The sequence below is a fragment of the Microbacterium sp. UBA3486 genome, from assembly GCF_002377845.1.
Lineage (GTDB): Bacteria > Actinomycetota > Actinomycetes > Actinomycetales > Microbacteriaceae > Microbacterium > Microbacterium maritypicum_A.
The window spans coordinates 53,214-80,069 of record NZ_DFQP01000086.1; the positions used below are offsets into that span (position 1 = coordinate 53,214).

Sequence of the window (26,856 nt, forward strand, 5' to 3'; positions counted from 1 at the left end):
ATGACCGTACTTGCAGCTTCTGTCTGTACTTCACAGACTGAACACGTGACTTCCGCCCCCACCGTGACCGCTGCGCGTTCGACCCTTCGTCTCTGGTTCGCGATGGTGCCTCTGCTGCTCGGGATCCTGATCGGCGCGCTCGCCATCAGCAGCGTCTCCACGGCGCTTCCGGCCATCCGCGGCGAGCTCGCCCTCAGCGACACCGAGGGTCTCTGGCTCGCCGACGTCTACGCACTCTCGCTCGCAGCGACGCTCATCCTCGCGGCGCGGATCGGCGACGCCTTCGGGCGGAAGCGGATCGTGCTGATCGGCCTCGCCGGATTCGCGGTGCTCAACGCGGTCGGCGGATTCGCGCAGAGCGGACTGCTGCTCATCGCGGTCCGGGCGCTCCTCGGCGTCGCCGAGGCGTTCGTCGTCGCCGGCGTGGTCGCCACGATCGGTGCGAAGTACCACGCCAGGGAACGAGTGCTGGCGTACGGGCTGTGGACGGCGACGTTCGGAGTGGGCAGTGCGCTGGGACCGGTTCTGGGTGGGCTCCTCGCGGAGGGGCCGGGATGGCGCTGGCTGCTGCTGGGGAGTGTGCCCCTGGCAGTGCTCGCCGGCGTGCTCGCCCTCTGGCTGGTGCCCGATTCCCGCAGCTCCCGGGCGCCGTCATGGGATCTTCCGAGCATCGCCACGTCGATCGTGGCTCTCGGCGCGCTCGCCTTCGCCCTGCACGAGGCGCTCGTCGCCCCCGTGCCGGCGGGGATCGCCGCAGTGGTCGCCGTCGGCAGTCTCGTGTTCTTCGTCCTTCGCCAGCGGAGGCTGTCCGAACCGCTCATCGACATGCGCCTGTTCGGGATCCCGGGATTCAGTCCCGCCATCACCCGCATCCTCGTCGCGAGCGGCGTCTCCTCGGCATCCGTGCTCCTGGTGAGCCTGCACCTGCAGGACACGAGAGGATGGAGCGCCGCCGAGGCCGGTCTCGCGATCCTCCCGCAGGCGGCAGCCATCGCGATCGGCGGAGTGATCGCCCCGATCGCGCTCCGCTGGGTGCGGGCCGAAGCGCTCACCGTCGGGGCGCTGCTGCTGCAGGCCGGCGGAATGGCGTGGCTCTTCACCGATCCCGAGGTCGTCGCCGCGCCGCTGGCTCTGGTCGGCTTCGGCTTCGGCATCGGGGCGACGCTCGCGGCCACCGCGCTCTTCGATGTCACCACCGAAGACGACGCCGGTCAGGTCGGCGCGATCCAGGAGGTCGGCTTCGCGCTGGGCGGCGGTCTCGGGATCGCGGTTCTGGGAACGATCGCCGCGGTGGTCGTCGGCGGCTTCACCACGGCGGTGCTGGTCGCCGCGATCGTCGTGGTCGCCGCTGCCGTGATGCCGCTCGTCCGTCGCCGGACCGGGGCTCCGCAGCGGTCGATCGGCTGACGGGGTCGGTCAGCGCCGGTCCTGCTCCAGAGCGGTGCGCGCCAGCTCTCGCGCCACCTGGAACGGCTCGGCGAAGGTCTCCATCCCGACCGTGACGATCGCACCTTCGTAGAGCAGCATCATGGCCTTCGACATCAGGGCGGGTTTCGAGAGGCGCGCTTCGCGGCACAGCTCGAAGAACAGCTCCAGCAGCCAGGCCTTCTGCCGCGACACCTCGGGAAAGACCGGGTGGCCGTCGTGGCCGTCGCCGATCTCCGCTCGGGCGTTGATGGCACTGCACCCTTTCGGGCTGTATTCGTCGGACCAGGTGATCGCCGCGTCGAACACGGCGAGGACCCGATCGATGCCGGGCTCGGGAGTGCGGTCGAGGTGCCGGGCGACGTGAGCGCGCCAGAGTGCGTCGCGGTGCTGGAGGTAGGAGACGACCAGGGCTTCCTTCGAGCCGAACCGATCGTAGAGCGTCTTCTTCGTGACCCCGGCCGCGTCGGCGATGGTGTCGACGCCGACCGCATGGATGCCGCGTTCATAGAAGAGTCGTGACGCCGCGTCGAGCACGCGGGTGGCGCCGGGGGTGAGCGGGGCGAGTTCGGGAACCGGGACGGCCATGTCTTCACTATACCGCTCTGACTACACCGACCGGTATAGTCATGGAGATGAGTAAACAGATCGGTGTACTTCGTCTCGTGGTGACGGTGCTGGCCTCCGCGGCGTTCGTCGTGACGTGGAGCTCCGGCTTCCTCGTGCCCGCGATCGCCGTCGAGGCCGTGGCGCCCCTGACCCTGCTCGTGTGGCGGTTCGTGCCGCTCGCGGTGATCCTGGTCGTCATCGTGGTGCTCACCGGGGCCTCCGAGGGCATCACTCGCGTCGATGTCGGGCGGCAGGCGCTCATCGGCCTCTTCGCGCAGTTCGGCTACTGCGCATCGGTCTATGCGGCGATCGCGGCGGGCGTCGCGACAGGGACGACCGCGCTGATCGACGCAGTGCAGCCGCTCATCGTCGCGGTCCTGGTCGGTCCGCTGCTGGGCCTGCGCGTCCGCGGAGTGCAGTGGGCCGGACTCCTCGTCGGGGCGGCGGGTGTGCTCCTGGTCGTGCGGTCGCAGCTCGACGATTCGGAGGCGCACCCGTCCAGCTATGTGTGGCCGGCGCTGGCGATGGCCTGCCTGATCGTCGGCACGTTCCTCCAGCGCCGCTCGGCGCCGCGGACCGGCACCCTCGTCACGCTGGCCATCCACGTGACCGTGACGGCCGTGGCACTCGTGCCCATCGCCGCGGTCTTCGGAGCGCTCGCGCCCCCGGCATCCGTCTCGTTCTGGCTCGCCGCAGGATTCGCCGCCGCCTTCCCGACTCTCGCCGCCTACGGGCTGTACTGGTGGCTGCTGCGCCGGGTGGGCATCACGGCATTGAACGCGCTGCTCTTCCTGGTCGCTCCGACGACCGCAGCCGCGGGAGCGCTGCTGCTCGGGGAGCCGCTCACCGTCATCACGCTCCTCGGATTCGTTCTGTGCGCCGCCGGCGTCGCGGCCGTGCTCGTGAGCGAAGCACGCGCCGGGGGAGAGGGTGAGCGCGATGTTACGATGGCGACGGCAGCTGCGAGGGAGTGACGACCCTCGGCCTTCGGGCAGGCGGCTCCCGCGCGTCCGGCGTATCGACGAGAGGCCGATGAGCGATCGGCGAAGGTGTGGTGGCACCGCGATCTAGCCCCCGCCCGCACCTCCAGGGCTTTCGCCACCTGGAGGAATCATGTCGTCATCCGACCCCGCTCGCACTCTCGCCGCCCGGCTTCCGATCACGCTCCCTGGCGAGCGCATCACCCTCATGGGACACGTGCATCGGCGCAGGGAACTCGCCACCGTGTCGTTTCTGATCCTGCGCGACCGCACCGGACTCGCGCAGATCGTGTTCCGGCCCGAACAGCTGCCGGAGGGCGGCCTGCCGGGTGAGGAGACGGTCGTGCGCATCGAAGGCACGGCCACGGCGAACGCGCATGCCCCCGGCGGCATCGAGGTGACCGCTCCCGACATCGCCCTGCTCTCGGAGCCCGCGCGCACCCCGGTCGTCGAGCTGTGGCGTCCCACACTCGACGCCGCGCTTCCGACCGTGCTCGACCATGCGGCGGTGACCTGGCGGCATCCTGCCCAGCGTGCCAAGTGGGAGCTGGCGGCGGCGAGCATGCGCGCATTCCGTCACACGCTCGACGCCGAGGGATTCACCGAGATCCAGACGCCCAAGCTCGTCGACTCCGTCACGGAGTCGGGGGCCAACGTGTTCCCCGTCGACTACTTCGGCACCACCGCCTACCTCGCGCAGAGTCCGCAGTTCTTCAAGCAGCAGCTGGTCGGTGTCTTCGAGCGCGTCTACGAGACGGGGCCCGTGTTCCGAGCCGAGCCGCACGACACGGTGAGGCACCTCGCCGAATACGTGTCGCTCGACGCCGAGCTGGGCTTCATCCGCGACCATCGCGATGTGCTCGCGCTGCTGCATCGGGTCCTGCTCGGCATGATCGACGGCATCCGCACCGAGAGCGCGGAGGCCGTCGAGCGCCTCGGTCTCGCTCTTCCGACGATCCCCGCCGAGATCCCGGTGATCCACTTCCAGGACGCGCTGCGGCGGGTCGGCGCCCCGGACGACGAGCCCGACCTGGCTCCGGCGCACGAGCGCGCTCTCGGCGAATGGGCGAAGGAGCGGTACGGCAGCGACGTGCTCGCCGTGGAGGGGTATCCGATGCGCAAGCGGCCCTTTTACACGCACCCCCAGCCGGACGACCCGCGGTGGAGCAACAGCTTCGACCTGATCTTCCGCGGCCTCGAGCTCGTGACCGGCGGGCAACGCCTGCACCGTCACTCCGAGTACGTCGCGGCCATCGAGGCGCGGGGCGAATCGCCCGACGCCTACTCTGCGTACCTCTCGGCCTTCGCCCACGGGATGCCTCCGCATGGCGGTTTCGCGATCGGCCTGGAGCGCTGGGTGTCGCGGCTCATCGAGGCGTCGAACATCCGGGAGGTGACGCTCTTCCCACGAGACCTGCACCGGCTCACCCCGTGAGCGGTCGGCGTCGGCATCCGTCGTGACTCCGCGGGTCGCGGTGCGCGATAGCATCTGTTCCATGAACTTCAACCTCTCCGCATGGTGGTGGCTGCGATAGCAGCCGGTTGAAGCATGATCACGGGCTGCGCGGCAGTTCGTGACAGCACCCGAGAACTCCGTGCGGCTCCCGACGCAGGGAGAGACAGATGGATTCGTTCACCGCGACCGCGCAGCGATCGACGGAGGTCGCCGACGCCGTGGCCGGGCACCCGGAGAGGTTCCGCGTGCTCACGGGGGAGCGCCCGACCGGGGCGCTCCACCTCGGACATTTCTTCGGCACCATCCGGGAGCGCGTGCGGCTGCAGGATGCCGGGGTCGAGACGTTCCTCGTGCTCGCCGACTACCAGGTCATCACCGATCGCGACACGACGGCGCACGTGCGCGACAACGTGTACGGTGCGGTCCTCGACTACCTCGCCGCGGGGATCGACCCGCAGCGGACGACGATCTTCACCCACTCGTCGGTTCCGGCGCTGAACCAGCTGCTGCTGCCGTTCCTCAGCCTCGTCACCGAGGCGGAGCTGCACCGGAACCCGACGGTCAAATCGGAGCTCGAGGCGTCGGGGCGGGCGCTCAGCGGGCTGCTGCTGACCTACCCGGTGCATCAGGCCGCCGACATCCTCTTCTGCAAGGGCAACCTCGTGCCGGTGGGGAAGGACAACCTGCCGCATGTGGAGATGACGCGGGTGATCGCTCGGCGGTTCAACGACCGGTACGGCGCGATCTTCCCGGTTCCGGAGGCGCTGATCACCGCGACCCCGGAGGTGCCGGGGCTCGACGGCCGGAAGATGTCGAAGAGCTACGGCAACGCGATCGCGCTGTCGATGACACCGGACGAGACCGTCGCGGCGATCCGTCGCGCACGGACCGATCAGGATCGGCGGATCACCTTCGACCCGCAGCATCGCCCCGGCATCTCGGCGCTTCTGACGACGGCCGCTCTGTGCCTGGACGTCTCTCCCGAGGAGCTGGCGGATCGCATCGGCGACGGCGGCAGCAGCGCGTTGAAGTCGCTCGCCGCCACCGCTGTGAACGAGTTCCTCGCTCCCCTGCGGGAGCGCCGCCGAGCTTTCGCCGCTGATCCCGACCTCGTACGCTCCGTGCTCCGCCGGGGGAACGAGCGTGCCCGTGGCATCGCCGACGCGACCCTCGACGAGGTGCGGGAGGCGATGGGGACCGTGTACTGAGTGCGCATGCCTGCCGCGGAGCAGACGCTGGCCTCGATCAGCGCCGCGAAGAATCCGTCATAGGGCGATTCTTCCCGCGGCGGGGATGTCCACTCCCACCTCGATCAGTCGGGTGCGGAGGGCCTCGACGCCCTCGTACTGGTGGGTGAGCATGGACAGACGATGCGCTCCTGCGAGTTTCGACGCGGAATCGTCGGTGAAGAAGACCTCCTCCGCCCTGACTCCGAGCGCATCGAGGACATGCTGGAACGCGCGGGCGTCGGGTTTCGCATATCCGATGTCGGCAGAGTTGAAGAACGCGTCGAACCTGGTCGCGATGCCGTGTGCCGCGACCTCAGCGGGGATCGTGTCCGTGCCGTTCGTCAAGACCGCGGTGCGGAGGCCGGCATGCCGGATGTCGTCGGAGAGTTCCAGCACCGACTCGTCGACGGTCGGGGTCTGTGCTCCCCACTCCTCAGCGGCATCGACATCTCCGATCCGCTCACCGATCCGACGCAGCCATTCCGCTCGGTTCATCCGCCCGGTCGTGACATCGTCGACCAACGGGGCGGTGAAGGCGACGCTCTCGATGACTCCCGCCGCCAGCTCGTGCCGGTATTCGATGTCGACGACGCTCTGCGGATCGAAGTGCCGGATCACGCCATCGAGGTCGAAAAGGACAACACGGATCATCCGACCATCCTGGCTCAATCGCGCCCGGGGGCCGCGCACGGTGGAGACTGTGTCTGAGTGCCGACCAGCCCAAGGAGGGGGACGATGACGACCGCCTTCTCTCGTTCCGTGTCCGTGGTCATACCGGTACGGAACGACGCCCGCCTGCTGGAGGTGTGTCTGCGGGCACTCGAGCATCAGACCCGGATCGCCGATGAGATCGTCATCGTCGACAACGGCAGCAGCGACGACACGGTCGCCGTCGCCGAGGGCTTCGGGGCACGGGTCGTCACCGAGCCGGTCCCGGGCATCCCGCGCGCATCGGCGGCCGGCTACGACGCGGCGACGAGCGACATCATCGCCCGGCTCGACGCCGATTCCTGCCCGGGGCCGGATTGGGTGGAGCGGATCGAGCGCACCTTCCGCGACCGCCCCGACGTCGACTTCGTCACCGGCGAACCGCGCTTCTACGGTTCGACGCCTCTGGTGCATTGGATGGGGACGCACCTGTACATCGGCGGCATGTACGCCTCGATGGCTCCGGTCCTCGGGCACGCACCCCTCTATGGATCGAACATGGCGATGCGTGCCTCCGTCTGGCGGGTGCTGAGCGGAGAGGTGCATCGGGAGGCGACGAACATCCACGACGACTTCGACCTGTCGTTCCATGTGCGTCCGGAGATGACGGTGCTGCGCGATCGGGGCCTCGTGGTCGAGGTGTCGGCGCGACCGTTCCAGGACTGGGCGTCTCTGCGACGGCGGTTGAGCTACGTGCTGCCCACGGTGCGGTTGCATCTGTCGCCGGAGCCTCTGCATCAGCGGCGCCGAGCTCGGCGCGAGGCCGATAGGTCCGCAGCCGGTCGGTGACGCCGGAGGCGGGTCAGTCGCGAGCCCGCGCGTAGAGATCGAGCAGGTCGGCGGTCAGCTGGTGCGGTGTGGTCTCGCTCGGGCTGTGTCCCGTCGGGTACGCCCGGAACTCCGCGCCGATCTCGCGTGCATACCGTTCGTGGGCGGCGAGCGGCCACAGGTCGTGCGATCCCGCGACGACGAGCTTGGGCATCGGCAATCCCCGCACGCGGCTGCGCAGATCGGGAGCGGCCATCATCAGGCCGACGATCTCATCGACGCTGCGTCTGCTCGTGAGCGCGAACCGCGAGCGGACGAACTCGAGCCGCCGTGGGGGCACCCGGTTCTTGTTCGTCACGATCCCCCAGATCATGAGGCCGGCGCCGCGACGAGGACTCGCGATCGGGGCGAGGGGTCCCAGCCACTTCATGCTCGCGAACACGTTGCCGGAACCGGGAGGAGTGGTCAGGAGCGTGAGGGAGAGCACGAGGTCGGGGCGACGGACGGCGACCAGCTGTGCGACGGTGCCGGCGAACGAGTACCCGAGCAGATGCGCCGGCGCGCCCGCGTCGAGGTATGCGACCAGGTCGGCGATGAACAGCTCGTACGTGTAGGCGGAGTCCGCGCCGGCCGCGTGCGACTCGTACTGCCCGGCGAGGTCGAACGACTGCACGAAGTACCCCGCCTCGGCCAGCAGCGGCAGCATCAGGGCGAAGTCCTCCTTGGAGCCGGTGGCCCCGGGCACCAGGACCACGCGCGGACGCTCGGGTGCGCCCAGCGAGATCACGGACAACTCGCCGCTGGGGGCGCGGAACCACGATCTCGTCGATCCGGCGGGAGGCACGGTCCAGTCGACGTCCCCGATGGCCGCGTCGAGAGAGGCCGGGGCGCCGGGCGCCCGTCCGCTCCTGGAATCAGTCGACACGCTGACACGGTACCGCTCGGTTCCGCCGAGCAGAAGCACGACGCGAGCACATACGCCTTTAGTTGCGCTTTGGCAACTAAAGGCGTATGGTTGACCTCGATCAACTTTCTACGCAGGAGCGTTACCCCGTGACACACACCCCATCCGCACCCCCCGAGACGACCCGGTCGGCTCGCGAGGTCTTCACCGCGATCTCCGGGCTCGTCGTCGGCATGTTCGTCGCCGTGCTCTCGGGCACCGTGGTGTCGACCTCGATGCCGGTCATCATCGCCGACCTCGGCGGCACGCAGTCCCAGTACACCTGGGTCATCACCGCGAGCCTTCTGGCCACCGCCGTCTCGACCCCGATCTGGGGCAAGCTCGCCGACCTCGTCGACCGCAAGGTGCTCGTCCAGATCTCCCTCATCCTCTTCACGGTCGGCACCGTGATCGCCGGCTTCTCGACCGACACGAACATGCTCATCGCGGTCCGCGTCATCCAGGGCATCGGCGTCGGCGGCCTGATGTCGCTCGTCATGATCGCCGTGGCCCTCATCATCTCCCCGCGTGAGCGCGGCAAGTACATGGGCGTCGTCGGCGGCATCATGGCCCTCGGCACCATCGGCGGCCCGCTGCTCGGCGGACTCCTCACCGACGTGTGGGGCTGGCGCTCCAACTTCTTCGTCGGCGTGCCGTTCGCGATCCTCGCCCTGGTGCTCCTGCAGTTCACCCTGCACCTGCCGAAGCCCCAGCGTGACACCAAGGTCTCGATCGACTACTTCGGCATCGTGCTCCTCGCGGTCGGCGTCTCGACCCTCCTGATCTGGGTCTCGATGGGCGGCAACCAGTTCGACTGGGACTCCTCGACGAGCGTCATGCTGATCGTCACCGCCGCGGTCGCGATCGCCGCGTTCATCACGGTCGAGTTCTTCGTCAAGGAACCGATCGTCCCGATGTCGCTGTTCCGCAACCGCACCTTCACCCTGTCGGTCATCGCCTCGATCGCGATCGGCGTCTCGATGTTCGCGACGTCGGTGTTCCTCGCGCAGTACTTCCAGCTCGCCCGTGGCGCCACGCCCACCGAGTCCGGCCTCATGACCATCCCGATGATCATCGGCCAGATGGGGGCGTCGATCATCATCGGCCAGCTCGTGAGCCGCTTCGGCAAGTGGAAGGGCTGGATGCTGACCGGGTCGGTCCTCGCGACCGCCGGCGTCAGCCTGATGGCCACGCTCCGCTACGACACCCCGTTCCCGCTCGTCGCCGTCTACATGTTCGTGCTCGGCGCCGGCCTCGGCATGGTCATGCAGAACCTCACGCTGATCGTGCAGAACGACACTGCTCCGCAGCAGCTGGGCGCCGCCTCGTCGAACGTGAACTTCTTCCGCACGATCGCCGGCACCATCGGCGTCACCGTGATGGGTTCGCTGCTGTCCACCAGCGTCGCGAACTACATCACCGATGCGCTCGACGGCTTCGTCCCGTCGACACCCGCCGAGATCGACGCGCTCAAGCACCTCGCCTCGGGTGACGTCCCCAAGGTCGGTCAGCTGCCCGACACGATCCGCACGATCGTCGAAGGAGCTTACGGCCACGGCATCGCCGATTCCTTCATCATCGCGATCCCGCTCGCGGTGATCGCGATCATCGCGATCGCGTTCATCAAGAACAAGCCGCTGTCGACCAAGAACGCCGCCGAGCAGATGCTCGAGCAGGCTGAGGAATCGGTGATCGAGGTCTCCGAGGCCGAGGTCGGAGCCTCGCTCTCCACCGGAACCATCCGGATCGAGGGTGCCGGCAGCGCCCCCGCGACCGGTGCGGTCCGCGTTCTCGAGCGCGACGATCGTGCCCGTGATGACGTTGCCCGCGAAGACCGGGACGGGGAGCGCTGAGGTCATGGCCTCGGCAGGGGTCGCGGCGTCGGATGTCGACAGTGCGCTCGGTGACCTCCAGGCGCATCTGAACCTCATCTTCGCGAGGACCCGGTCGCTGTGGAAGGAATCCGCAGCCCGGGTCCACCCGGAGCTGCAGGTGGCCGGCTACAAACTGCTGACCTTCATCGACAGGGCGGGAACGGCCAACGCGCACGAGATCGCCGAGCGGTTCGAGATGGACAAGTCGGTCATCAGCCGTCAGGTGCGGATGCTGGAAGAGCTCGGTCTCCTCGAGTCCCGCCCCGACGAGCGCGACGGTCGGCTGCGGGTGCTGAGCGTGACCGCCACGGCCTGTGATGCGCTCGCCGCGGTCCGCCGCGACTACGGCACCCGTCTCCAGGCCGTGATCGATGAGCTGACTCCCGAAGAGATCCGGGCGGCGTCCAAGGCCTTCCGGCTGCTGGCCGAGGTCTGACCCGAAGCCCCGCCGTCACGATCGACGGCGGGGCTTCGCCGTACACTGGCGAGCATGAGCGCCTCCTCCGACGCCCCTGCCGATGATGCCGCCGATGATGCCGCGGGGGCCCCTGGCGAGACCCGTGCATCCGCTGCCGCGACCGACCTGCTGGGCGACGCCGACCTCGACCAGGCCGTCACCAGGGTCGAGCAGGAACTGGGTCGACTCTTCGCGCGGATCCGCATCGGCTGGCGTGAGGCCGCAGCGACCGTCCATCCCGATCTGCAGCCCCTCGGCTATCAGGTGCTGACCTCCATCGCGACGGGAAAGGCGACCTCGGCCGGAGCGATCATCGAACGGCTGCAGACCGACAAGTCGGCGGTGAGCCGCCAGGTGCGACAGCTCGAACAGCTCGGACTCGTGGAGAGCGTGCCGGACCCGGAAGACCGCAGGGCCCGCGTGCTCGTGGCGACCGACCTGGCGCAGGAGCGGGTGGCGCTCGCCCGTTCGCGCTATGAGGGGCGCATCGGCGAGCGGCTGCGCAACTGGACCGCGGCCGATCTCGAACACTTCGCCGATCTGCTTGCCGGCCTCGGCGGCTGAGGGAGACGACCGACCTCGTCCAACGGAGCGAAACGCCGACCGGGAATATGCTGATCCCCTCGCGCCTTACCTCCCACTGTGAATCTCTACGAGCCCGCCGTCTTCGGCGCCCTGCAGCTGTCCAACCGCGTCGTCATGGCGCCTCTCACCCGCACTCGTGCGAATGACGACGGTGTCCCGACCGCGACGATGGAGGAGTACTACCGGCAGCGTGCGGGGCAGGGGCTCATCATCTCCGAGGGCACGTGGCCGGTCGCCGAAGGCAAGTCGTACCCCGGGCAGCCGGGCATCGTGACGCCCGGGCAGATCGAGGGGTGGAAGCCGATCACCGCAGCCGTCCATGACGCGGGGGGAACGATCGTCATGCAGCTCATGCACGGTGGCCGTGTGGGGCACCCCGCCATCTCGGGCGAGGCGCGAGTCGTCGGTCCGAGTGCGCTCGCGGCACCCGGGCAGACGCGCACGCCCGAGGGCAAGGCCGATCTGCCGGTTGCTCATGCGCTCACCCTCGACGAGATCCCCGAGGTCGTCGAGCAGTTCGCGCAGGCCGCCCGCAACGCGATCGCCGCCGGCTTCGACGGTGTCGAGGTGCACGGCGCGAACGGGTACCTCGTGCACGAGTTCCTCTCGCCGGTGTCGAACATCCGCGAGGACTCGTACGGCGGATCGCCCGAGAACCGCGCGCGCTTCGCGATCGAGGTCACCGCGGCCGTCGCCGGTGCTGTCGGAGCCGACCGCACCGGCATCCGCCTGTCGCCGCAGCACAACATCCAGGGTGTGCTGGAGGAGGACGATGCGGATGTCCGCGCGACCTACACGGCCCTCGCCGAGGGTCTCGCGCCGCTCGGCCTCGCGTTCATCGACGTGCTCAACGCCGACCCCGCCGGAGAGCTCGTGCAGCACATCCGTCGCACGGCGGGTGCGCCCCTGATCGTCAACACCGGCTTCGCGGCGGAGACGACCAAGGATGAGGCCGAGTCGCTCGTCGCCGACGGACGGGCAGACGCCGTCGCCGCCGGTCGTCCCGTGATCGCGAATCCCGACCTGGTCGAGCGCTGGATCCAGGGAGCCGAGCTCAACGACCCGCGTCCCGAACTGTTCTACGGCCGGACCGCCGAGGGATACAGCGACTACCCGTCGCTGGAGTCGGTGCGCGCCGGAGTCTGAGGCGGCGTCGACAAGCGCGTGAGGGCGAGGTCGATGAGGGCGAGAGCGTCCCGCGGGATCACCGCGGTGCACACGACGTGCTCGTCGACCCGGAAGCCGATGCTGTAGACGAACGGGTCGGTGTCGACGCACAGCGCGGGATGCTCCTCGCCGTCGACCTCGACCGAGGCGTCCGATGCCGAGGCGGCCGTGGTCTTCCCGGTCCCGTCGGCGTCGGCACGGGGGTCGGTCGAGAGGCCGAGCTCGCCGCGGAAGCGGTTGCGCAGGATGTGGTCGGTGTGCGCGGCGAGCTGCTCGGCGAGAGAGGCCCCCTCCCGGCCGGGCGATGCATGCCAGGTCGTCCGCACCGCCTCCCACAGCATCGGGTACCGGAAGGCCTGCACCTGCGCGATCAGCCAGGCCGGACGACCCCAGGGCGGCTCTTCCGTGAGGGAGCGCCGTGTGGGTTCGTCCAGCTCGATCTCGTTGCGGGGATCGGCATGGTCGTCGGGGTGCCGCCACAGCGTGTAGCTGAACGATGCCGAAACCTCGTCGCGGCCCGCTGCGCCGGAGATCTCCATGAAGCCGGCCACCGGGAGTCGCGTGAGAGCGCGCTGCGGCTTCAGCTCGAACACCGGGAAGGGGAGGCTCTGCAATCGGGCATCGGACTCGACGCTCGGGTCGGGGGCATCGGTCGGGACCACTCCGCTGTACTCCATCGGTCCAGTGTGGCGCGATCGCTCCCGGATCACAGCACGATGTCGCCCGCGGTGTCGAGAGTCCGCCATCCGGACTCCCGCGCTCCCGGTCGCGGGAGCGTGTCCGCCTCGACCAGTGCTCCGAGGTCGATGCCGGTGAGCGCGGCGATGTCGGCGATCGGCACCTGGAACGTGCGGAAGGTGCCGAGCGGGGGGACGGCGAGCGTCTCGTCCCGCATGTCGACGAGGTCGGACTGATCGAGCACGAAGCCCGCGGCGGCGAGGCCATCCGGTCCCTGCCACGCGGCGACCTTCCAGAAACGGAGCGGCACGCGGATGCCTCGGTAGGGAGGATCGCTCTCGGCGAGCACCGGGGCGGTGAACACCGACAGGCGCTGATCGGTGCTCTCGGCGTAAGCGAGCACGTGGTCTTCGAGGCCGAGCCACAGTTCCTTCGACTGGTTGAATCCCGCAGCCTGCGGTGCGGCGTTGGGATAGAAGAAGGTCGCCTCGCTGGCGGCGCGCGCGGTCTGCGTCGGTCCCCACCCCGGGTCTCGTCTCCGCACGAGGTGCCCGCGGTCGAGGTCGTTCCGCGTGTACACCTCGGGCCCCGTCTGCTCATCGGCCGGGAGGCGGTCGTCGAGTCGCCAGTCGCCGGTGCGCGGCAGGTCCTGCAGCGTGGCGCCGTCGATGTTCACCGCGGTGACCGCCGCGAGACGCCGCTCGGGGTCCAGCAGCACGGTGAATCGCGGATACGGGAGCGAACGCATCTCCCGTTCGGGACGGGGGAGGGGGAGCCGTTTCCCGAGGAAGTCCGATTCGTAGCCGTCGGTCATGCCCCCATCGTGCCCGGTGCCTCCGACGTGCGCACCCCGAAGCCGAAGCAGACCCTGCATATCTTTTGACATAGGTCAAAAGATCCCCTACGGTCGAACCATGGCTCAGGCACCCGATCGCGAAGACGTCGAAAATGGCATCGTCGGGTCGACCGCGGCGGAGATCTCCGAGAGCGTGCGCGACCTCGTCGAGCGGGGTGCATACGGTCCGGGAGACCAGCTGCCGTCGGTCAGATCCCTTGCCGCTCGCCTCGGCGTGAACAGGAACACGGTGCTGGCGGCCTATCGGTCGCTGGTCACCGCGCGCATCGCCGCCACGGGGGGCCGCACCGGAACCACGGTTCTCGGGCCGGCGCAGAACCCCGACGAGGGATTCACCCCCGGCTCGGTGCTGCGTGATCTCGGCAGCGGCAACCCCGATCCCGCCCACCTTCCCGACCTCGCAGCCGCGTTCGCCGCTGTCACGCCCGGCCACGTGCTCTACGGCGAGTCCGTCATCGACGCCGACCTCGCCGAATGGGCGACCGAGTGGATCGCGGCCGACCACCCGCGTCCGTTCCGCCTGTCGATCACGGCCGGTGCTGTCGATGCCGTCGAGCGCCTCTTGGCCCAGACTCTGGTGCAGGGCGACCGCGTCGGGCTCGAAGACCCGTGCTTCCTCTCCAGCATCCACACCGCGCGTCTCGCCGGATACGTGCCGGTCGCCATCCCCGTCGATCGCGAAGGGATTACCGTCGCCGGCCTGCGTGCGGCCCTCGAGAGCGGCGCGCGTGCGATCGTCTGCACGCCGCGTGCCCACAACCCGACCGGTGTCGGCACCAGTCCTGCACGCGCACGAGAGCTCCGCGAGGTCCTCGCCGATCATCCGCACGTGCTCGTCATCGAAGACGACCACTTCTCGATGCTCGCACCCACGCCCTACGAGAGCATCATTGCGCCCACGCAGCAGCGGTGGGCGCTGGTCCGCTCGGTGTCGAAGTTCCTCGGGCCCGACATGCGCCTCGCGGTGACGGCATCCGATCGGGTGACCGCTCAGCGTCTGGCGCTGCGCCTGAGTCCCGGAACCATGTGGGTGAGCCATGTGATGCAGCGGCTCGCCGCCACGATGCTGCGCGATGACGAGACCCGGGAGCTCGTCATCGAGGCGGGCGCGCACTATGCGGGGCGCAACCGCCTCTTCGTGTCGATGCTCGTCGAACAGGGGATGCACGCGCAGGCGGACAGCGGGCTCAACGTGTGGGTCGACGTCCGCGACGATGCGACGGAGATCAGCCGTCGCCTCGCTTCGCGCGGGTGGCTCGTGCGCCCCGGCTCCGAGTTCGCGCTCGATCCCGGCAGCTCGCAGGGTTCCACCCATCTTCGCCTGACCGTGCACACGCTCGACGACGCGGAGATGCAGCGCCTCGTCGACGACCTCGTCGGGCTCGCCGGGGGCTCGAGCGCGGCGGGGGTGGACGCATGACCCCGTCCCGGCCGGAGAGGGCCGATCATCGGATCGGACGCTCCTCGCGGTTGGAAGGCGTCCTGTACGACCTGCGCGGACCGGTTGCCGAGCGCGCGGCCGAACTGGAGAAGCGCGGCGAGTCCATCCTCCGCCTCAACATCGGCAACCCCGCCCCGTTCGGCTTCGAGGCTCCGCCGGCCATCGTCGAGGCTCTCCGCTCGGCGTTGCCTCAGGCGCACGGCTACTCCGAGTCGGCCGGCCTTCCCGAGACCCGCGAAGCGATCGGAGCGCATTACGCGCTGCGCCCCGGCTTTCCCGCACTGGGGATCGACGACATCACCGTGGGGAACGGCGTCTCGGAGCTCGTGGGGCTGACGGTGCAGGCGCTGCTCGAGCCGGGCGACGAAGTGCTCATCCCGAGCCCCGACTACCCCTTGTGGACGGCGTCGACCGTGCTGGCCGGAGGGCGAGCGGTGCACTATCCGTGCATCGAGGCCGAAGGGTGGACGCCCGACCTCGCCGCGATGGAGGCGGCGATCGGTCCGCGAACCGCGGCCATCGTGGTGATCAACCCGAACAATCCGACCGGTGCGGTCTACACTCGTGCGGTCCTCGAGCGGATCGCCGAGCTCGCGCGGCGCCACGGCCTCCTGCTGCTCTCGGACGAGATCTACGACCGGGTCGTCTTTCCGGGATACGCGCATGTGTCCATGGCGCAGGTCGCCCCCGACGTTCCGTGCGTCACGTTCGCCGGGCTGTCCAAGACCCACCGTGTCGCGGGCTACCGTGCGGCATGGATGACGACGACAGGTTTCCACCGCGACGATCCCTTCCTCTCCGGAGTGCGTCTGCTCGCCTCGATGCGCATGTGCGCGTCGGTGCCGGCCCAGCACGCGATCACCGCGGCCCTGACCCACGACGACTCGCTCGACGCTCTGGTGGCGCCCGGCGGCCGGCTGACGCGGCAACGGGATGCGGCCCTCGAAGCGCTCGAGGCGATTCCCGGGGTCGATACGCAGCCGGCGGGTGGGGGGCTCTACCTCTTCCCACGACTGGATCCCGAGGTGCACGGCATCGAAGACGACGAGCAGCTGGTGCTCGACTTCCTCGACGCCGAGCGGATCCTCCTCGTGCACGGCAGGGCCTTCAACCTGCATACCCCCGACCACCTCCGGATCGCTTTCCTTCCGGAGGCCGAAGTGCTCACCGACGCGCTCCGTCGACTCGGAACGTTCTTGAACGGATACTCGCCCCCGCGACGCTGAGCGCAACCGACCCGGTGGAGTGACCGAGTGGCCAGGTCGCGGTCCGCAAGACCGTGCACGCAGGTTCGATTCCTGCCTCCACCTCTGAACCGGCTCGTCACGCGGCGAGCGTCAGCCACGCTCGAGGCGAGTGCCCGATGCGCTGAGCGAACACCCGCGAGAACGCCGATGAGCTGGCATAGCCCAGTTCCGCCGCCACTGTGCTCACGGACACGCCCGCGCGCAGTTGCTCCTGCGCGATCGTGAGCCGCCACTCCGTGAGATAGTCGCCCGGGGAACGCCCGAGCACCTCCTTGAAGCGGGCGGCGAATGCGCTTCGTGACATCGTGGCAGTGCGGGCGAGGGTTTCCAGGCTCCAGGACTCTCCCGGGGCCTCGTGCATCGCGACCAGCGCGGGGGCGAGTCGCTCGTCGGCGAGGCCGGGTATCAAGCCCGGCGGGAGGTCGAGTCGTTCGGCGTGATCGAGCATCCACCGCAACAACTGGATGAGCACGACCTCGAACATCCGATCCGCCACGAGGGGGCGACCGCACCGCACGTTGTCGACCTCGGAGAACATCAGGTCGAGTGCGGGGCTGAGCGTCTCGACCTCGTCGAGCGGCAGGACGATCGACGACGGCAGAGTGCGCACCAGCGGGTGCGTGGCGCCGCCGTCGAAGTCGAGCGTCGCGCAGGCGAAGTCGGATTCATCGGTCGGCGCGTTGAGGAAGGAGTGGTCGATCGGGCGGGGGAAGAACAACAGGCTCGGTCGGGTGATGACCTCGCGCTCTGAGCTGCCGTCCGCACGGCGGTGCGTCACCTCCATCTCGCCGCGGCGCAGGACGTGCAGGAAGCCGTGGCCGCCGCTCGCCGGAAAGACCGTCGTTCCGCAGAGGGGGCCGTTGTGGAACAGTCGGGTCCGCACGCGGAAGCGTTCGAGCAGGGGAGAGAGACGGTCGACGGCGGGCATACCTTCAGTATCGTGGACGATATGTCATGAAAGCAAGACTCTTTGGTGCGTATCGTCCGGAGCGTTTCGAAAGACTGAAGTGAGCCCGGATCCGGGCCCATCCCGTCATCGAAGGAGCATCCCGTGCCCAACGTCCCTCTCATCGACCGCGACAACGCCACCGGAAACGTCAAGGAGCAGCTCGACCAGATCGCCGGCGCCTTCGGAGCCGTACCGGCCATGTTCCGCGCCGTCGCCAATTCTCCTGCTGCTCTCACGAGCATGTGGAGCGCATTCGGTGCCTTCGGCGGAGGATCCCTCGGTGCGGCGCTCGGCGAGCAGATCGCCGTCGCCGTCGCCGACCGCAACTCGTGCCAGTACTGCCTCGCAGCGCACACCGCCCTCGGCAAGAAGGCCGGTCTCAGCCGCGAGACGCTCACTGCCGCGCAGAGCGGCGAGTCTGACGACCCGCGCACGGCGGCACTGCTCGCCTTCGCGCTGAAGCTCGTCGAGGAACGTGGCCAGGTGTCCTCGGCGGACGTCGACGCCGTGCGCGCCCAGGGCTGGACCGACGAGCAGATCGTCGAGACGATCGCACAGGTCGCGCTGAATCTGTTCACGAACTACGTGAACATCGCTCTGGATGTCCCGATCGACTTCCCGAGCGTGGCGCTGCGTCGCGCGAGCTGAACGCCGCCACGCAGAAGGGGCTGGGTCCGTGTGGACCCGGCCCCTTCTGCGTGCACCGTCGGTTTCCGAGGGTGCTGCGCGCCTCGTATGCGGAGGCGTCAGGCGGGGGAAGTCGGCTTCTCGACCGCATCCAACCAGGCGGCGATGGTGGAACGGGCTGCCCTCTCGAGCTCGGGTCCGTAGGTTCTGGCGTCCTCGCGGATGATGCGCGGGTCGATCCCGTTGTCGTGCAGCTCGTGCGCGTGGCCGATCAACCAGCGTCCGATCGTGCGGTGGTCGGCCTCGAGGTGGAACTGCAGGGCGAGCACGGCGTCCGTGCTGAACGCCTGGTTCGGGAATTCGGGCGTGGAGGCGAGATGGCGGGCGTTCGGGGGAATCGTGAAGGCGTCGCCGTGCCAGTGCAGCACCGGCATGCCGTCGAGTGGACGCAACGGCGAATCGAGGCCCTCCGTGGTGAGGTCGAGCGGCGCATAGCCGATCTCGACCGCACCGGTCGGGCGCACCTCGGCACCCAGAGCCTCGGCGATCAGCTGCGCGCCGAGACAGATCCCCAGCAGAGGCCGCCCGGAGCGGAGCCGATGGGAGACGGACTCCTTCGACGCGTGCAGCATCGGATAGCCGTCGGCGTCGTGCACGCCGATCGGGCCCCCCAAGACGACCAGGAGGTCGGCGTCATCCACCCGCTCGATGTCGATGGCCTCGATCCCGAGGTCGACGTACTGCACGCGATACCCGCGTTCGCGCAGAAGCGGTTCGATGATTCCCAGGTCTTCGAAATGCACGTGCCGGAAGGCGAGCGCGGTGCGCTCCCACGGGGTGGCGTTCGTCATGCGGGCAGCCTTTCTGCGACGTATTCGGCGAGCTCGGTGAGACGGTGCGAGTACCCCCACTCGTCGTCGTACCAGGCGGAGATCTTCACCTGCGACCCGATCACCCGGATCAGCCCGGCATCGAGGATCGACGAATGCGGATCGATGACGGTGTCGGCGATGGCGATCTCGTCGTCGGCGCAGCGCAGGATGCCCCTCAGCGGGCCGTCGGCTGCGTTCTCATAAGCGGCTCTGACCTCGTCGACCGTGACCGGACGGGAAGCGGTGACCGTGAGATGCGTGATGGAACCGCTGATCGCCGGGACGCGCAGGGCGAAGCCATCGAGACGGCCCTCGAGTTCGGGGAGCACGCGTCCGATGGCCAGCGCCGCCCCGGTGTCGCCGGCGGAGATCTTCGTGCCCTTCCCTCCGGCGGATCGTGGATCGGAGTGCGGGATGTCCTGCAGGAGGAGGTCGGTCGAGTCGGCGTGGATCGTCGTCATGAGGCCGGCGTCGATGCCGAAAGCCTCATGGAAGACCTTCGCCACGGGGGCGAGGCAGTTCGTCGTGCAGGAGGCGCTGGAGATGACGTGGTGCCGGGTCGGGTCGTAGGTGTGCTCGTTGACCCCGCGCATGAACGTGCCGTCGTCGCCCGCGGTGGGAACGGTCATGATCACCTTCCTGGCCCCTGCGGTCAGATGCTTCCTCGCGTCTTCGGACCGGGTCTCGGCCCCCGTCGACTCGATCACGATGTCGATCCCGAGTGCCGCCCACGGAAGCCGCAGCGGATCGCGTTCCGTGAACATGCGGATCGCGTGGCCGTTGAGGAAGAGGTGCTTGTCGTCGAACCGCACGCCGCGGGTCGACGGGCCACTGTGACCGTCGCGCTGCAGCAGCTCGGCGAGAGCACGGGGCCCGCGCGGATCGTTCACCGCGACGAGCTCGAGCTCCGAGCGGCGGGCGAGCAGCAGGCGGAGCTGGTTGCGGCCGATCCGGCCGAGCCCGTTGACGGCGATCCTCGTTGGCATGGTGCTCCCCTCCGTGGCGCGGTCCCCCCGTGCCGGTGATAGTTTTGGCCTATGCCAAAATTATCACATGTGCGAAGCGGAGATTCCTGGGAGTTCGAACGAGCCGGCGTGCTGTTCGACTGCGATGGCGTCTTGGTGGACTCGGTCGCGTCGGCCGCTCCCGCCTGGGAGACCTGGGCGCGTCGGCACGCCCCGTCGTTCGACTTCCTCCGGGATGCGCCGCATGGCATGAGGCCGAGTGAAGTCGTCGCGGGTCTGGTGGGCCCGGATGCCGCGGCCGCCGCGACCGCAGAACTGGTCGCCCTCGAGATCGAGGCGGCCGTGCATACGAGAGGGATCCCCGGTGCCGCACGCCTCGTGGGGGCATTGCCGCGTGACGTCTGGGCGGTCGTGACGAGCAGCAATCGCGCCGTGGCGCTGGCCCGGTTGCAGAGCTCCCACGTGCCACGGCCTCCGACCCTGGTCGCCGCGGAGGATGTGCCTCGCGGGAAGCCGGAACCCGACCCGTACCTCCTCGGCGCCTACCGGCTGGCGCGTGCCACCGAGGACTGCATCGTGTTCGAGGACTCGGTCCCGGGGATCCGCTCGGCTCGCGCGGCGGGTGCCGGATTCGTCGTCGGCGTCGGAGGAGGATCGGCCGACGGCGATCCCGACGTGGTGGTCGCCGACCTCCGCGCGGTTCGGTGGCGGGACGGCGTCCTCGTGGTCGACACCGCCGGCGGGGTCGGCTGACGTGCCGGTCGAGCCTCAGCCGAGCGTCGTCAGGGCGCGGTCGATCACGTCCATGGCGATGTCGATCTGATCGTCGGTTGTCGTGAGCGTCGGCAGGAATCGGATGACGTTCGAGTCGCTGCCCGCGGTCAACAGCAGGATGCCGTGCTGGGCGGCGTAGGCCGCGATCGCCGACGCGGCCCCGGCGGCCGGCAGCGACGTGTCGGGGTCGCTCAGCTCGAACGCGTACATCGCACCGATCCCGCGGACGTCTCCGATCAACGGGTGGCGGGAGGCCAGGGCGGCGAGATGGTCCTGGAGGCGTGCGCCGATGCGCAGAGCCTCTGCGAAGAAGTCGCCGCGGTCGAGCTCGTCGAAGACCGAGAGGGCGGCGGCGATGGAGACCGGGTTGCCGCCGAAGGTGCCCCCGAGTCCACCCGGGTCGGGCGCATCCATGATCTCGGCGCGACCGGTGACGCCGGCGAGCGGGAGTCCGGCCGCGATGCCCTTCGCCGTGAGCACGAGATCGGGGACCACGCCGAAGTGCTCGCTCGCGAACCAGGTGCCCGTGCGGCCGAGCCCCGTCTGGATCTCATCGGCGATGAACACCACGCCGTTGCGCGTGCACCATTCCTGCAAGGCGGGGAGATATCCGTCTGCAGGGACCACGAATCCGCCCTCGCCCTGGATGGGTTCGGCGATCAGGGCGGCGAGGTCGGCGGTGCCGATGCGCTGCTCGAGGTGGGCGATCGTCCGCTGCGCCGCCTGCGCGCCGGTGAGTCCATCGCGGTAGGGGTACGAGTTGGGCACGCGGTGGATGTCGGGGGCGAAGGGTCCGAACCCGGTGCCGTACGCGGCCTTGTGGTTCATCGCGAGTGTGAGGTTGGTGCGCCCGTGGAAAGCGTGGTCGAGGGCGGCGACCGCACGGCGACCGGTGTGCCTACGAGCGATCTTGACCGCGTTCTCGACGGCCTCCGCGCCGGAGTTCACGAAGACCGAGCGCTTCTCATGGTCGCCCGGCGTCTTCTCGGCGAGGCGCTCCGCCAGTCGCACGTAGCCCTCATAGGGGGTCACCGTGAAGAGGGTGTGCGTCACCTGCTCGAGCTGTGCGGCGGCGGCGGCGATCGCGGCCGGATTGCCGTGCCCGATGGTGGTGACGCCGATGCCACTGCCCAGGTCGAGGAAGCGGTTGCCGTCGACATCGGTCACCCAGGGGCCCTCGGCGTGCGTGATGTACACCGGCAGAATGCTGCCGACACCGCGCGCGACCGTTCTCATGCGACGTTCGTGGATCGACCGGCTGCGCGGGCCGGGCACCTCGGTCAGGAGGGAAGGCGCGGCGGACGCGTCGGGAAGGACGAGAGACGAGGGCATGGCGGCTCCTTGGGTGAGCGGTGCCGAGCGAAGGGCCTCGCCCGGTCGAATCGGCCTAAGACTATGTTACAGTTTGGCCTATGTCAAAAATGGAAGCACCGGTCGGCTCCGACGACCGCTATCCCACGGCGTTCACCGTCGAGGACTTCCGGCGCAACCTCGCGGGCGTGGAAGCACGCATCGCCGCGGCGGCGCGCCGAGCGGGCCGTGCCCCGGACGAGGTGACGCTGCTGCCGGTGAGCAAGACCGTTCCGACCGATCGCGTCCGGGTCGCGATCCAGTCGGGTATGCGCCTGCTGGGCGAGAACAAGGTGCAGGAGGCGGTGCGCAAGAACGGCGAGACCGCCGACCTCGATGTGTCGTGGTCGATCATCGGACACCTGCAGACCAACAAGGCGAGAGACGTCGCCGCATTCGCTGCGGAGTTCCAGGCACTCGACCGGCTGCGCGTCGCCGAGGCGCTCGATCGGCGTCTCCAGGCCGCGGGTCGCAGCCTCGACGTCTTCGTGCAGGTGAACACCTCGGCCGAGGACTCGAAGTTCGGGATGCCCCCCGAAGAGCTCCCGGCATTCCTGGAGGCGCTTCCCTCCTACGAGACGCTGCGGGTGCGGGGCCTGATGACGCTGGCCATCCTCACCCCCGACGACACCCGCGTGCGTGAGTGCTTCTCCCTGCTGCGCACGCTGCGAGATCAGGCCAGAGAAGACGCCCCCGACCTGATCGGTGCGGGCGAGCTGTCGATGGGCATGTCGGGCGACTACGAGATCGCCGTCGAAGAGGGGGCGACCTGCGTGCGCGTGGGGCAGGCGATCTTCGGAGCCCGCGCGCTCCCGGACAGCTACTACTGGCCCGAGGGCTGAACGCGCGTGCTGCCGACCCTGCGCGCGTACCTCGAACTCACCAAGCCCCGCATCCTCGAGCTCCTCCTCGTCACCACGATCCCGGTCATGGTGTTCGCCGCCGACGGCCTGCCCGATCTGGGCCTGATGGCGGCGGTGCTCATCGGCGGGGCGCTGAGTGCCGGGTCCGCCGGTGCGTTCAACATGTACATCGAGCGGGAGAGCGACGCGCTGATGGAACGGACGGCTCAGCGTCCGCTGGTCACCGGCATCGTCTCACCGCGGGCTGGGCTGACCTTCGCGTGGGTGCTCGGCGCGGGCTCCGTCGTGTGGATGCTGACCCTGGTCGGTCCGTTGCCCGCTGCGCTCTCGACAGCGGGACTCGTGCTCTACGTGGCGTTCTACACGGTGCTGCTGAAGCGTCGCACCGAGCAGAACGTGGTCTGGGGTGGTGTTGCGGGGTGCGTTCCCGTGCTCGTCGGCTGGAGCGCGGTGCGAGGCGGCATCGAATGGCCGGCCGTCGTGCTGTTCCTCGTGGTCTTCTTCTGGACTCCGGCGCACTACTGGCCGCTCTCGATCCGGTACCGGGACGACTACCGGCGTGCGGGAGTGCCGATGCTCGGTGCGACGCGCGCCCCGGCCTATGTCGCCGTCAGGGTGATCGGGTTCGCCGTGGCGACGGTCGTGTGCTCGCTGGCCCTCCCGCTCGTCGCCGAAGTCAGCGGACTGTACGTGGTGACGGCACTCGCCGCAGGCGCGGGTTTCCTCTTCTCTGCGTACCGCATGCGCGTGCGCGACCGGCGCGGTGCGGAGCTGCGCCCCATGCTCGTCTTCCGCGCGTCGATCGTCTATCTCGCGGTGCTGTTCCTGGCGGTGGGCATCGATCCGCTCTTGACGCGGTGACGCGCCGGCGCCGAGCCGCGGAGGCAGCCTCAGTCGTCGGTGCGGAAGCCCGCCGGCTTGTGGGTGCCGTCACAGAAGGGCTTGAGCGCCGAGAGGCCGCAGCGGCACAGCGCGACCGTGCGGCGGTGCTGTGCGATCTGCTCGCCGTCGGCCGTGCGCAGATCGATCTCGCCCCGCACGAGCAGCGGGCCGTCGGGGTACGGCGTGATCGTCGCGCGCTCCTCGCCGCTCACGACGGCGTCCGTTCGCGGAGGGATGAGGCACCCGCGGACCAGGACTCCAGGATCTGCGCCCCGCCCCACCCGTCCATCGTGAGGCCGGCGGCGGCACCGAACATGATGTCGGGCAGGAGCTCCGGGCGGTCCTCGGCGAGGCTGCCGGCGAGGTCTCGGGCGGCGATCTGCTCGTGCACCGCGTCGGCCTCGACGTGCTCGTCGAAGTACTCGGTGACATCGGGGGCGAACCCCAGCCGACGCAGACCGTCGGCGTACAGGCGGCAGGGAATCGACGAGGTCATCTCGTAGGCGGCCAGGTGCCCGACGATCGAACCGACCAGGCGACGATTGAGTCCGAACATCGACATCATGTTGAGTGACGCGAGCGTGACGGCGGGCAGATCGTCGATGTATGCGCCGTAGGTGTCATCGAGACCGGCCGCACGCATCGCTCGCGCGAAGAGGGTGGCATGCACGCGATGCGGGCGTCCGCCGCCGTACTCGTCGGACTGGATCTCGACGAGCGCCGCCTTGGCGCGTCCGTCCAATCGAGGAATCGCCCAGGAGTGCGGGTCCGCCTCGCGCAGTGTGTAGGCCGAACGCTGGATGAGCATCTCCTGTGCCTGAGCCTCGGTGGCCTTCTTCGCGAAGTACCGCGAGAGACTCGGTCCGGAATCGGCGCCCGCGAGCGCGAAGAGCGCTCGACCGACGGCATCCACCGTCGGCTCCGGGAGGTCAGGCATCGGCACCTTCGCGCGCAGCTCGCCCTCGAAGGCCGCTTCGAGCAGGCGCCGGGTCGCGAGGAGCGCGGGATCCCACTCCCGATCGGGATCGAGCTGCGGGAGCGATCCGTAGGCGGAGGCGTAGAGCACGAACAGGGCGAGCTGGACGTCGTCGTCGCGGACGACGTCGGCGCTCGCCGCGACGACCTCCTCGGCGAGGGTGGTGTGGTCGCCGGCGTCTTCCGCGCCGGTGAGATGCGCGATCACGGCGCGGCTCACCGGCCCTCTGTCGGAGAATGCCAGGGCTGGTGCGGATGCCGGGGCGGTTGCCGGGGCGGATGAGGTCATGTGTCGAGCTCCCAATCGATGCGGACACTCCGTATCCTGCGCGGAACGGTGGGATCCGGCCAGGGACTTGACGTGGGCTCTTCCGTGAGCCACGCGCGGGAGCTGCCGGAGCGATGCGCGGGGTGGACTGCGGGCGCGGCAGTAGGCTGACGTCGATGACGCCGACGGCCTCCTGGTCCCACTACGCCTCACCGCGCCATGCGATGCGACGATTCCTGATCTCGTGCCATGGAGCCGGGGAACAGGCGGGCCTGCAGCCGCCTTTCCGTCAGCGGGCACTCCCGACCCGCGGCCTCGTCTACATCTCCGAAGGGCGCGGCACCTACGAGGAGTACGAGCCGCGCGGCCTGCAGGTGCCGGTGGCGGGCCCGGCGGTGATCTGGCTCACGCCCGGAGTCCGTCACGGATACGGCTCCGACGCCCGGGGGTGGTCGGAGCACTGGGTGCTGTTCGAGGGCGAGCCCTTCGCGGCATTCGAGACGACCGGACTGGGAGGGCGCCACCGGCCGGTGCAGAAACTCCTCCGTCCGGTCGAAGACGCGGATGCGATCTTCCGTGAGCTCTGCGTGGCTGTCGCCGCGGTGGGGGCGCGGGCGGAGATCGCCGCATCGGTCGCGACGCAACGGCTCTTGCTCGCCATCCTCGATGCCGCGGACCCGGCGGAAGGGGCGGCGGCCGGTGCCACCATCGTCGACCTCGTCACTCGTGGTGCGACCCGGACCCTCTCGGTCGCCGAGCGGGCAGCCGCCGTCGGGCTCACCGCGCGCGAGCTGGGGGATGCCGTGCGTTCCGCGACCGGGCTCACAGTGAATGATCTGGTCATCGAGGTGCGCATCGCGCAGGCCCAGTCGCTCCTGGCGGAGACCAGGCTCGATGTGGGCCAGATCGCCGCGCAGGTCGGCTACGACGACGCGGCCTATTTCTCCCGACTCTTCCGGCGGCGCACGGGGGCCGCGCCATCGGCGTTCCGCCGGCAGCAGGCCCGATCGCGCTTCGACTGAATACTCCAAGTCGCGGTCGGTTCATCGCGGATAGTCCAATGATCCGGCGGAAAAGTCCATGGACGGAAGTCCAAGTGTCGCCGACGCTGGAGTCATGCTCACCTCCAACGGATACACCCTCGACGATTCTCCGTCCCGCCTGGGCAGGATGGAGCCCGTGCCGGACGCCATCCGCCGCGACAAGGATGCGCTGTGGGATCGGTTGCGTCGCGACGGCTACCTCTATCTGCCGCAGCAGCTCGATCCGCAGCTGGTCGCCTCGTTCCGCGAGTACTACTTCACGGCGATGGCGGACACCGGGATCACGGAGCACGGTTCCGATCCCGCCGTCGGCATCGGCGCGCAGGGAGAGATCGACAGGGCGAAGATCCGCGCCGCCCTGTTCGACGAGATCGTTCCGGGGGAGCGATACGCGGCGCTGACCGGACACCCCGACATCCGCGGGTGGTTCGAATGGTTCCTCGGCGATGACGTGCACCTGCACCGGCGCAAGATCATCCGCCACATCCGTCCGGGCGAATCGGGCATCGGCACCGCCACACAGGCACACTACGACCTCGTCTATCTGCGCCAGGGAAGCGAGCGCGTGCTCTCGATGTGGATCCCCCTGGGAGACTGTCCCGTCGAGCAAGGCGGTCTCACCTATCTCGAAGGCAGCCACCACTGGGCCCTCGCCGCCGAGCGGGAGCGCGGTGACAGGCCTCCGGCTGCGTCGATCACGGCCGACCTCCCCGCTCTCGCCGAGGCGCACGATGCGCGGTGGCTGCTCGCCGATTACCGGGCCGGCGACGTGATGGTCCATTCGTCGTACGTGGTGCACGCCAGCACCGACAACGTCGACCCGCAGGGGCGTATCCGTCTCTCCACCGACATCCGCTATCAGCGG

The 26,856-nt window shown here is 69.3% G+C and carries 28 protein-coding genes and 1 tRNA gene; 18 read left to right on the forward strand and 11 right to left on the reverse strand.

From position 1 onward, the window contains the following. Nucleotides 1-45: 45 nt before the first annotated feature. The gene (locus B2869_RS13485; RefSeq protein WP_292767540.1) at nt 46-1,407 is read left to right on the forward strand and encodes an MFS transporter; all 1,362 of its coding nucleotides are present in this window, start codon (nt 46-48) and stop codon (nt 1,405-1,407) included. A 9-nt stretch (nt 1,408-1,416) separates the two neighbouring features. Here B2869_RS13485 and B2869_RS13490 read toward each other — a convergent pair whose 3' ends face one another. After that, complete coding sequence (locus B2869_RS13490; protein WP_029267575.1) at nt 1,417-2,013, reverse strand: TetR/AcrR family transcriptional regulator; 597 nt, start codon at nt 2,011-2,013, stop codon at nt 1,417-1,419. Nucleotides 2,014-2,060: 47 nt separating this feature from the next. On the opposite strand from B2869_RS13490, the gene B2869_RS13495 reads away from it, so the two are divergent. The 3 genes from B2869_RS13495 to trpS all read left to right on the forward strand — a co-directional run bounded on the left by B2869_RS13495 (nt 2,061) and on the right by trpS (nt 5,678). After that, nucleotides 2,061-3,008 (forward strand): DMT family transporter, encoded by a 948-nt coding sequence (locus B2869_RS13495; protein WP_231479915.1) that lies wholly within the window; start codon nt 2,061-2,063, stop codon nt 3,006-3,008. A gap of 139 nt (nt 3,009-3,147) precedes the next feature. After that, complete coding sequence (gene aspS, locus B2869_RS13500; protein ID WP_292767546.1) at nt 3,148-4,449, forward strand: aspartate--tRNA(Asn) ligase; 1,302 nt, start codon at nt 3,148-3,150, stop codon at nt 4,447-4,449. Between the two features lie 188 nt (nt 4,450-4,637). After that, complete coding sequence (gene trpS / locus B2869_RS13505; RefSeq protein WP_292767549.1) at nt 4,638-5,678, forward strand: tryptophan--tRNA ligase; 1,041 nt, start codon at nt 4,638-4,640, stop codon at nt 5,676-5,678. Nucleotides 5,679-5,735: 57 nt separating this feature from the next. Here trpS and B2869_RS13510 read toward each other — a convergent pair whose 3' ends face one another. Then, on the reverse strand, nt 5,736-6,350 hold the full coding sequence (locus tag B2869_RS13510; RefSeq protein ID WP_029267568.1) for an HAD-IA family hydrolase: 615 nt from the start codon (nt 6,348-6,350) through the stop codon (nt 5,736-5,738). Nucleotides 6,351-6,434: 84 nt separating this feature from the next. Here B2869_RS13510 and B2869_RS13515 point away from each other — a divergent pair, with 84 nt between their 5' ends. After that, nucleotides 6,435-7,196, forward strand: a complete 762-nt coding sequence (locus tag B2869_RS13515; protein ID WP_292767554.1) for a glycosyltransferase family 2 protein — start codon at nt 6,435-6,437, stop codon at nt 7,194-7,196. A 13-nt stretch (nt 7,197-7,209) separates the two neighbouring features. On the opposite strand, the gene B2869_RS13520 is transcribed toward B2869_RS13515, so the two are convergent. Beyond that, nucleotides 7,210-8,100 (reverse strand): alpha/beta fold hydrolase, encoded by an 891-nt coding sequence (locus B2869_RS13520; RefSeq protein ID WP_292767557.1) that lies wholly within the window; start codon nt 8,098-8,100, stop codon nt 7,210-7,212. A 128-nt stretch (nt 8,101-8,228) separates the two neighbouring features. On the opposite strand from B2869_RS13520, the gene B2869_RS13525 reads away from it, so the two are divergent. The 4 genes from B2869_RS13525 to B2869_RS13540 all read left to right on the forward strand — a co-directional run bounded on the left by B2869_RS13525 (nt 8,229) and on the right by B2869_RS13540 (nt 12,180). After that, complete coding sequence (locus B2869_RS13525; protein WP_292767559.1) at nt 8,229-9,971, forward strand: MDR family MFS transporter; 1,743 nt, start codon at nt 8,229-8,231, stop codon at nt 9,969-9,971. Continuing rightward, on the forward strand, nt 9,934-10,428 hold the full coding sequence (locus tag B2869_RS13530) for a MarR family winged helix-turn-helix transcriptional regulator (protein ID WP_021201257.1): 495 nt from the start codon (nt 9,934-9,936) through the stop codon (nt 10,426-10,428). Before B2869_RS13525 ends, B2869_RS13530 begins: the two co-directional genes overlap by 38 nt. 54 nt (nt 10,429-10,482) lie before the next feature. Continuing rightward, on the forward strand, nt 10,483-11,013 hold the full coding sequence (locus B2869_RS13535; RefSeq protein WP_292767563.1) for a MarR family winged helix-turn-helix transcriptional regulator: 531 nt from the start codon (nt 10,483-10,485) through the stop codon (nt 11,011-11,013). Nucleotides 11,014-11,091: 78 nt separating this feature from the next. Further along, a complete protein-coding gene (locus tag B2869_RS13540; RefSeq protein WP_292767567.1) occupies nt 11,092-12,180 on the forward strand; it encodes an alkene reductase in 1,089 nt (362 codons plus the stop codon). On the opposite strand, the gene B2869_RS13545 is transcribed toward B2869_RS13540, so the two are convergent. Both B2869_RS13545 and B2869_RS13550 read right to left on the reverse strand, forming a co-directional pair. Next, nucleotides 12,144-12,878 carry a hypothetical protein gene (locus tag B2869_RS13545; protein ID WP_292767570.1) on the reverse strand — a complete coding sequence of 245 codons (735 nt, stop codon included), beginning with the start codon at nt 12,876-12,878 and terminating at the stop codon, nt 12,144-12,146. The genes B2869_RS13540 and B2869_RS13545 overlap by 37 nt on opposite strands. A gap of 29 nt (nt 12,879-12,907) precedes the next feature. Then, nucleotides 12,908-13,693: a DNA/RNA non-specific endonuclease gene (locus B2869_RS13550; RefSeq protein WP_292767573.1), complete on the reverse strand. Its 786-nt coding sequence runs from the start codon at nt 13,691-13,693 to the stop codon at nt 12,908-12,910. Between the two features lie 100 nt (nt 13,694-13,793). Between B2869_RS13550 and B2869_RS13555 the strand changes: the two genes are divergently transcribed. The 3 genes from B2869_RS13555 (at nt 13,794) to B2869_RS13565 (ending at nt 16,486) form a co-directional block, all read left to right on the forward strand. Continuing rightward, a complete protein-coding gene (locus tag B2869_RS13555; protein WP_292767576.1) occupies nt 13,794-15,155 on the forward strand; it encodes an aminotransferase class I/II-fold pyridoxal phosphate-dependent enzyme in 1,362 nt (453 codons plus the stop codon). Continuing rightward, nucleotides 15,152-16,402 carry a pyridoxal phosphate-dependent aminotransferase gene (locus B2869_RS13560; RefSeq protein ID WP_292767579.1) on the forward strand — a complete coding sequence of 417 codons (1,251 nt, stop codon included), beginning with the start codon at nt 15,152-15,154 and terminating at the stop codon, nt 16,400-16,402. Before B2869_RS13555 ends, B2869_RS13560 begins: the two co-directional genes overlap by 4 nt. Nucleotides 16,403-16,415: 13 nt before the next feature. Beyond that, nucleotides 16,416-16,486, forward strand: a tRNA-Cys gene (locus B2869_RS13565). 13 nt (nt 16,487-16,499) lie between these two features. Here the strand turns inward: B2869_RS13565 and B2869_RS13570 are convergent. After that, complete coding sequence (locus tag B2869_RS13570) at nt 16,500-17,351, reverse strand: AraC family transcriptional regulator (protein WP_292767582.1); 852 nt, start codon at nt 17,349-17,351, stop codon at nt 16,500-16,502. 123 nt (nt 17,352-17,474) lie between these two features. Between B2869_RS13570 and B2869_RS13575 the strand changes: the two genes are divergently transcribed. Next, nucleotides 17,475-18,020 carry a carboxymuconolactone decarboxylase family protein gene (locus B2869_RS13575; RefSeq protein WP_021201248.1) on the forward strand — a complete coding sequence of 182 codons (546 nt, stop codon included), beginning with the start codon at nt 17,475-17,477 and terminating at the stop codon, nt 18,018-18,020. Between the two features lie 98 nt (nt 18,021-18,118). Here B2869_RS13575 and B2869_RS13580 read toward each other — a convergent pair whose 3' ends face one another. Both B2869_RS13580 and B2869_RS13585 read right to left on the reverse strand, forming a co-directional pair. Further along, a complete protein-coding gene (locus tag B2869_RS13580; RefSeq protein WP_292767585.1) occupies nt 18,119-18,850 on the reverse strand; it encodes a glutamine amidotransferase in 732 nt (243 codons plus the stop codon). Then, nucleotides 18,847-19,857: a type I glyceraldehyde-3-phosphate dehydrogenase gene (locus B2869_RS13585; RefSeq protein ID WP_292767588.1), complete on the reverse strand. Its 1,011-nt coding sequence runs from the start codon at nt 19,855-19,857 to the stop codon at nt 18,847-18,849. Before B2869_RS13585 ends, B2869_RS13580 begins: the two co-directional genes overlap by 4 nt. A gap of 51 nt (nt 19,858-19,908) precedes the next feature. Here B2869_RS13585 and B2869_RS13590 point away from each other — a divergent pair, with 51 nt between their 5' ends. Beyond that, nucleotides 19,909-20,589, forward strand: a complete 681-nt coding sequence (locus tag B2869_RS13590) for an HAD-IA family hydrolase (RefSeq protein WP_292767591.1) — start codon at nt 19,909-19,911, stop codon at nt 20,587-20,589. Between the two features lie 15 nt (nt 20,590-20,604). Here B2869_RS13590 and gabT read toward each other — a convergent pair whose 3' ends face one another. Then, nucleotides 20,605-21,942: a 4-aminobutyrate--2-oxoglutarate transaminase gene (gene gabT, locus B2869_RS13595; protein WP_292767594.1), complete on the reverse strand. Its 1,338-nt coding sequence runs from the start codon at nt 21,940-21,942 to the stop codon at nt 20,605-20,607. A gap of 80 nt (nt 21,943-22,022) precedes the next feature. Between gabT and B2869_RS13600 the strand changes: the two genes are divergently transcribed. Together B2869_RS13600 and B2869_RS13605 are read left to right on the forward strand one after the other, a co-directional pair. Beyond that, nucleotides 22,023-22,802: a YggS family pyridoxal phosphate-dependent enzyme gene (locus B2869_RS13600; RefSeq protein ID WP_318391092.1), complete on the forward strand. Its 780-nt coding sequence runs from the start codon at nt 22,023-22,025 to the stop codon at nt 22,800-22,802. 6 nt (nt 22,803-22,808) lie between these two features. Beyond that, nucleotides 22,809-23,684: a heme o synthase gene (locus B2869_RS13605; RefSeq protein ID WP_292767597.1), complete on the forward strand. Its 876-nt coding sequence runs from the start codon at nt 22,809-22,811 to the stop codon at nt 23,682-23,684. 29 nt (nt 23,685-23,713) lie between these two features. Here B2869_RS13605 and B2869_RS13610 read toward each other — a convergent pair whose 3' ends face one another. Together B2869_RS13610 and B2869_RS13615 are read right to left on the reverse strand one after the other, a co-directional pair. Next, nucleotides 23,714-23,917, reverse strand: a complete 204-nt coding sequence (locus B2869_RS13610) for a CDGSH iron-sulfur domain-containing protein (protein ID WP_292767600.1) — start codon at nt 23,915-23,917, stop codon at nt 23,714-23,716. Continuing rightward, nucleotides 23,914-24,969 carry an iron-containing redox enzyme family protein gene (locus B2869_RS13615; RefSeq protein ID WP_292767603.1) on the reverse strand — a complete coding sequence of 352 codons (1,056 nt, stop codon included), beginning with the start codon at nt 24,967-24,969 and terminating at the stop codon, nt 23,914-23,916. Before B2869_RS13615 ends, B2869_RS13610 begins: the two co-directional genes overlap by 4 nt. A gap of 155 nt (nt 24,970-25,124) precedes the next feature. Here B2869_RS13615 and B2869_RS13620 point away from each other — a divergent pair, with 155 nt between their 5' ends. Continuing rightward, nucleotides 25,125-25,970: an AraC family transcriptional regulator gene (locus B2869_RS13620; RefSeq protein ID WP_051671165.1), complete on the forward strand. Its 846-nt coding sequence runs from the start codon at nt 25,125-25,127 to the stop codon at nt 25,968-25,970. A gap of 94 nt (nt 25,971-26,064) precedes the next feature. Continuing rightward, a partial coding sequence (locus tag B2869_RS13625; protein ID WP_292767608.1) for a phytanoyl-CoA dioxygenase family protein occupies nt 26,065-26,856 on the forward strand: 792 nt, incomplete at its 3' end.